Source organism: Streptomyces sp. NPDC059668 (assembly GCF_042734135.1).
GTDB lineage: Bacteria > Actinomycetota > Actinomycetes > Streptomycetales > Streptomycetaceae > Streptomyces.
This window is the reverse complement of the sequence record NZ_JBHWEL010000101.1, coordinates 22,351-28,696: the sequence shown is the minus strand read 5'-3', so window position 1 is coordinate 28,696 and position 6,346 is coordinate 22,351. Positions and strand designations below refer to the sequence as shown.

General features: G+C 69.0%; 6 protein-coding genes. All 6 read right to left on the bottom strand.

The features are described from left to right. Positions 1-75: 75 nt before the first annotated feature. Positions 76-657: an ATP/GTP-binding protein gene (locus tag ACFV2J_RS39165; RefSeq protein WP_030793786.1), complete on the bottom strand. Its 582-nt coding sequence runs from the start codon at positions 655-657 to the stop codon at positions 76-78. After that, the gene (locus tag ACFV2J_RS39160) at positions 638-1,228 is read right to left on the bottom strand and encodes a DUF742 domain-containing protein (protein ID WP_153288431.1); all 591 of its coding nucleotides are present in this window, start codon (positions 1,226-1,228) and stop codon (positions 638-640) included. Before ACFV2J_RS39160 ends, ACFV2J_RS39165 begins: the two co-directional genes overlap by 20 nt. Positions 1,229-1,322: 94 nt before the next feature. Next, the gene (locus ACFV2J_RS39155; RefSeq protein WP_005479603.1) at positions 1,323-1,736 is read right to left on the bottom strand and encodes a roadblock/LC7 domain-containing protein; all 414 of its coding nucleotides are present in this window, start codon (positions 1,734-1,736) and stop codon (positions 1,323-1,325) included. Between the two features lie 10 nt (positions 1,737-1,746). Then, positions 1,747-5,007, bottom strand: a complete 3,261-nt coding sequence (locus tag ACFV2J_RS39150; protein ID WP_385089400.1) for a nitrate- and nitrite sensing domain-containing protein — start codon at positions 5,005-5,007, stop codon at positions 1,747-1,749. Between the two features lie 350 nt (positions 5,008-5,357). Continuing rightward, positions 5,358-5,933 carry an ATP/GTP-binding protein gene (locus tag ACFV2J_RS39145; RefSeq protein WP_028802395.1) on the bottom strand — a complete coding sequence of 192 codons (576 nt, stop codon included), beginning with the start codon at positions 5,931-5,933 and terminating at the stop codon, positions 5,358-5,360. Further along, positions 5,914-6,312 carry a DUF742 domain-containing protein gene (locus ACFV2J_RS39140; protein WP_119101065.1) on the bottom strand — a complete coding sequence of 133 codons (399 nt, stop codon included), beginning with the start codon at positions 6,310-6,312 and terminating at the stop codon, positions 5,914-5,916. The genes ACFV2J_RS39145 and ACFV2J_RS39140 overlap by 20 nt, the downstream gene beginning before the upstream one ends. Positions 6,313-6,346 lie beyond the last annotated feature (34 nt).

Genomic DNA, 6,346 nt, shown 5'->3' with positions numbered 1-6,346 from the left:
CGGGGGCGCGGTGGGGGGGTTCTCCCCCGCGGTGGGCTCCCCCCCCCCCTCGGCCGGCGTTCGTCGCGCGGAGCGCTACCGCAGGCGGGCCATCAGCGCGTGCTCGACCAGCGTGATGAGCGCGCTCTTCGCGTCCGCGCGGTGTCGGGCGTCCGTCGTGATGATCGGGGCGTCCGGGCCGATCTGCAGCGCCTCGCGGACCTCGTCCGGGTTGTACGGCTGGTTGCCGTCGAAGCCGTTGAGGGCGATGACGAAGGGGAGACCACTGTTCTCGAAGTAGTCGACCGCGGGGAAGCAGTCGGCGAGACGGCGGGTGTCCACCAGGACGATCGCGCCGATGGCGCCGCGGACGAGGTCGTCCCACATGAACCAGAAGCGGTCCTGGCCCGGGGTACCGAAGAGGTACAGGATCAGGTCCTGGTCCAGGGTGATGCGGCCGAAGTCCATGGCGACGGTGGTGGTCGTCTTGTCTCCGGTGTGCGTGAGGTCGTCGATGCCCGCCGATGCGGACGTCATGACGGCCTCGGTGCGCAGCGGGTTGATCTCCGAGACGGCGCCGACGAACGTGGTCTTGCCCACGCCGAAGCCGCCCGCCACCACGATCTTCGCGGACGTGGTGGAGCGGGAAGGCCCTCCGCTAGAGCTTGCGAAGTCCACTGAGCACCCTTTCGAGCAATGTCACGGCTGGCTGGCCGCCGGCGCTCTCGTCGCCGCCCGGCTGATGAATGGCGACCAGGCCCGCCTCCGCCAAGTCGGCGACGAGAATCCTGGCCACACCGAGAGGGATGGTCAGCAGGGCCGAGATCTCGGCCACCGACTTGATCTCCCGGCAGAGGTTGCAGATCCGCTGATGCTCGGGCAACTGGCCCTGCATCTGGTGCGGTTGTGCGGTGGTGTGCACCAGCGCCTCGATGGCGAGCTGGTAACGGGGCCTGGTGCGGCCGCCCGTCATGGCGTAGGGGCGGACCAGAGGGTTGTTCGACGAACCCGCGGGCGCCGCCTCCGGTGTGCGCCGCTGCGGCTGCACCGGCTGGATGCGCGGCGCCGGGGGCTGGTCGTACGGCGAGGGGCCGGGGCCCTGCGGCGTGTACGGCTGCTGGCGTCGGTGGCTCGGCGCGGAGGGGAAGTTGTAACGGTTCGGGTTCTGCGAACCGTCGCCCTGGCCCTGCCCCTGTCCGGGGCCGTACGACCAGTTGCCCGAAGACGAACCGCCTGGGGGTGTTGCCACTTTCTCCTCCTCCGACTGTGCCGGGCACCCATCAGTGTGGGACCGCGTCCCGAAACCTTACGGCCCCGGGACGCCAAAACGCACGGTCTGACTGTTAGTTGAGAAGGCTCCCTTGGAGCTCCGCTCGTAGATCCGGTGTCAGGACCGTACCCGCACGGTCCACCAGAAGGGCCATCTCGTACCCGATGAGACCGATGTCCGCTTCGGGATGTGCAAGGACCGCGAGCGATGAACCATCGGAAACGGACATGATGAAGAGGAATCCTCGCTCCATCTCCACAACCGTCTGGTTCACGCTGCCGCCCTCGAAGATGCGGGACGCGCCCGCGGTCAGCGAGGTCAGACCGGACGCGACAGCCGCGAGCTGGTCGGCACGGTCACGGGGAAAGCCTTCGGACATCGCCAGAAGGAGTCCGTCGGCGGAGACCACCACGGTGTGGGACACCCCAGGGGTGTTGTCCACGAAGTTGGTGATCAACCAGTTCAGGTTCTGCGCCGCCTGGCTCATCGGGCTCACACTAACGCTCCTGGTTGTAGGTGCTGTCAGAACCGAAGCCCTGACCGTTCGTGTCACTACTGGCATTGCGCCCCTGCTGCACGCCGCGGCGCAGGTTGCTGAGCCTGCCCCGGATGTCCTCGGGTGCGCGGGAGACCTGGGGGCCGCCCTGCGGGGTCGATTCCGCGGTTCCCTCGACCAGGTTGGCCTTGGGGACCCGACGCGGCAGCCCGGACGAGGTGACCCCGCCCGCCTTGGGCTTCTTGAGCTGCTCGGCACGCTGCCAGCGGTCGTCGTTGTTCGAACGCCAGTCGTCGGTGCCGTTGCCCTCGCCGGTGCCCGCGGTGGCCGCGGGCGGTGTCTGGACCCCCTGGGCACCCGGGTCGACAGGCCGCCGGCCGTTCGCCCCGCCCGCGGCGGATCCGCGGCGCGGCAGCCCGGCGTCGGTCAGCTGGTGAGCGGACGAGGGGGCGGGTCCCGGACGGCCGAAGCCTACGCGGTCCTGCTCACCCCCGTCAGCGACCTGCGCGGACTCCGTCTCCGGAGCGTACCCGGACCCGAGGTCGTTCCGGTACGTGTTCCGCTGGGGCCAGTCGTCCTGGTAGGACGGCTCGTCGAACGCGGAGAAGGTCTCCGGGGCGGCGCCGCGGGCCTCCACGGGCTCCTCCTGGGACTGCTCCGGGTACCCGGGTTCCGGGTAGCCGCCGTTCGTCGGGAAGTACGTCTCGTCGTACGTCGGCTGCTGCGGTGCCTCGTACGCCGACTGCTGGTCGTACGTCGCCGGCTGCTCCTCGTACGCGCTCTGCCCGTTGCCGTACGCGGGCTGTCCGCCCTCGAAGGGCGGCTGTGCGGCGTCGTAGCCGGGCTGTGACGCGTTGAAGTCGTCCGGGTACTGTCCGGCCTCCAGAGCGTCCGGCTGGCCCGTCGTCTGGGCCTCCAGGGCCGCGCGGCGCTCCTCGCGGATCAGGGAGCGGCCGACCGGGTCCAACTCGCGGATGTCGTCGGGGACTTCGGTGTAGCGACTGTCGTCGAAACCGAGTTCCGCGGCGGTGCGTGTCGACTGGGCCTGGAAGGACTCCGCCTGGAAGGACTGCTGCTCCGGGATGATCTGCGAGACGGTGAACTCGTCGCGCTGCACCTGCTGTTCGCCTCCACCACCATGGGTGATCGCGTCGGGGAGCATGACCAGCGAGGTCGTTCCCGCCTGCTCGCCCGAGGGGCGCAGCTGGACGCGGATGCCGTGCCGGTCGGACAGCCGGCCGACCACGAACAGGCCCATGCGCTGGGAGATCGCGGCGTCCACGGTCGGCGGGTTGGCCAGTTTGTGGTTGATGTCCGCGAAGTCCTCGGCGGTGAGGCCGATGCCCTTGTCGTGGATCTCGACCATGACGCGGCCGTCCGGGAGACGGGTCGCGGTGACGCGGACCTTGGTCTGCGGGGAGGAGAACGTGGTGGCGTTCTCCAGCAGCTCGGCGAGCAGGTGCACGAGGTCGGTCACGGCGCGGCCGTGGATCTCGGCCTCCGGGACGCCGGAGAGCTCGATGCGCTCGTACTGCTCCACCTCGGAGGAGGCGGCGCGCAGGACGTCCACGAGGGGCACCGGCTGGTCCCAGCGGCGGCCGGGCTCCTCGCCGGCGAGGACGAGGAGGTTCTCGCCGTTGCGGCGCATACGGGTCGCGAGGTGGTCCAGGCGGAAGAGGTTCTCCAGCTGGTCCGGGTCGGCCTCGTTGTTCTCCAGGTCGGTGATCAGGGTCAGCTGGCCCTCGATCAGCGACTGGTTGCGGCGCGACAGGTTGGTGAAGATCGCGTTGATGTTGCCTCGCAGGAGGGCCTGCTCGGCGGCGAGCCGTACGGCCTCGCGGTGGACCTGGTCGAAGGCGCGGGCGACCTCGCCGATCTCGTCCGTGGTGGTGATCGGGATGGGCTGTACGCGGGTGTCGACGCGGCCGGGGTCGGTGCGCGAGAGCTGGTCGACCAGCATCGGCAGACGCTGTTCGGCGACACCGAAGGCCGCGTTGCGCAGCTGGCGCATCGCGCGGCTCATCTGGCGGGCCACCATGCCGGCCAGGACGAACGCGAAGAGCAGGGCGAGCACGACGGCGCCACCGGTGATGAAGGCGTCGGTCTTGGCGTTGTCGGCGATGTCGGCGGCCTCGGCCACCGCCTTGTCGGCGAGGTCCGACTCGATCTGCCGGTAGCCGTTGTACTTGGCGGTGTTGACCGCCCACCAGTTCTGCGGGGTGACGCCGGCCGCGGCCAGCTCGGCGCGGTCGGAGTCGAGCGGCGACTTCAGGCTGACGACCCGCGCGAGCATGTCGCCCGGCGGGGGGACGTACTTCTCGCCCTGGGCCGCGGCGGCGGTGGCGGCCTCGGTGGCCTGGCTCTTCAGCTCGGCCGGGATCTGCTTCTTCAGCGCGTCCAGCTTGGCGGCGTCGGCCTCGGTGCCACCGCCGAGGTACTCCTCGATGGCGATGCCCTCCAGGTACGCGAACGAGGAGAGAGCGGTGCGCTGGGTGTTGAGAGTGCCCAGGCCCGGCCCTGGCTTGACCAGGAGGTGCATGCCGATGGACCGCTCGAGGGACAGGGCGGCCTTGGAGAGCGAGATCGCGTAGACCGTACGGCCGTAACTGGTGATGTTTCCGGTGCCCAGACCGAGCTCGTTGGCGAACTCCATCAGCGGGTGCTGGATATTGAGGTAACCCTGCTCGGTCTGCACGCCCGGGTTCGTTCCGGTCTCGGCCTTGGGCGTGTAGGCAACCTTGCGCAGGGTGGCCAGTCCGGGCTCCACCTTGCGGAAGTTGGCGAGCCGACGCTCCAGGCCCGCCGTCTTCGGCATGTTCTGGGCGGCCTGGTTGAAGACGACGGCGGCCTGGTCCGTCTCCTTGTAGGCCTTGACGACCGCGGGGTCGCTGGCGCCCTTGCCGTTCTTGTTCTCCAGCAGCGGCTGGGCCGTGACGTCACGCTCGACGAAGAGCTTGTCGCCGTAGGCCAGCGCGGCCTGCACCAGGCGGGCCGTCTTCTCCGCGTCCTGGGCCTGCTGCCAGGTGTCGATCGAGCCCTTCACCTGGAAGCCGCCCATGATGAGGCCGACGACCACGGGTATGAGCAGGATCGCGTTCAGCCTGGTGGGTACGCGCCAGTTGCGGGGGGACAGACGACCGCCGCTCGGCGCGGGCGCCGGCACGGGCTCCGGAACAGGCACCTGTGCGGGCGCCGCTCCGCGCGGCGGCGGGGTGAAGTTGCCCCGTGCCGACGGCTCGGGACCGTTCTTGCTTCGCCTCACTCGACCAACAACCTCTCGGCGTCGGCACCTACGTTGTGCCGCGGTGTCTCCAGCGCCCTTGACTACTGGGCAGTTCAGCGCATTCCAGCACGTCAGGCAGCGCCCTTCCAAACACTCGGAACCGACGGTTCCGAGTGATGCATCCCCCAGATAAAACGGTCATAAAGAGCGAGCCCCGTCAAAAGACGGGGCTTTTATGAGCGCAGCGACACCGGGTGACCGCGATGCGTGTTGGTGCCCATCGAATTCCATGTCGAAACGTTATGAACACTGTGGCCGGCCGTGTCAAACGACACAGCCGGCTCCCATGTGCCTACGACAACTTCCTTATGGACCTGTCGACTTGAGTGCTACCGCAGGCGGGCCATCAGCGCGTGCTCGACCAGCGTGATGAGCGCGCTCTTCGCGTCCGCACGGTGTCGGGCGTCCGTCGTGATGATCGGGGCGTCCGGGCCGATCTGCAGCGCCTCGCGCACTTCTTCGGGGTTGTAGGGCTGATGTCCGTCGAAGCCGTTGAGGGCGATGACGAAAGGCAGTCCGGAGTTCTCGAAGTAGTCGACCGCGGGGAAGCAGTCGGCGAGACGGCGGGTGTCCACCAGGACCACGGCGCCGATGGCGCCGCGGACGAGGTCGTCCCACATGAACCAGAAGCGGTCCTGACCCGGGGTACCGAAGAGGTACAGGATCAGGTCCTGGTCCAGGGTGATGCGGCCGAAGTCCATGGCGACGGTGGTGGTCGTCTTGTCTCCGGTGTGCGTGAGGTCGTCGATGCCCGCGGACGCGGACGTCATGACGGCCTCGGTGCGCAGCGGGTTGATCTCCGAGACGGCGCCGACGAACGTGGTCTTGCCCACGCCGAAGCCGCCCGCCACCACGATCTTCGCGGAGGTGGTCGCCCGACCTCCGTCAGAGCTTGCGAAGTCCACTGAGCACCCTTTCGAGCAAAGTCACGTCTGGCGCGCCGCCGTTGCTCTCGTCGCCACCAGGCTGGTGGATGGCGACGAGTCCGGCCTCCGCGAGGTCCGCGACGAGGATCCTGGCCACACCGAGCGGCATGGACAGGAGGGCCGACACCTCGGCCACCGACTTGACCTCACGGCAAAGGTGGCAGATCCGCTGGTGCTCCGGGAGCAGCCCCATCAACTGCGTGGGGTCGGCCGTGGTGCTGATCAGCGCCTCGATGGCGAGTTGGTACCGCGGCCGGGTCCGGCCGCCGGTCATCGCGTACGGACGTACCAGCGGCTGGTCGCCCTCGTCCCCGTACGGCTCAGCGTACGGATCATGAGAGGCGGTGGGCGGGGTCATGAATCCTCCGGGCGGGACAGCATGTCGGTCAGTC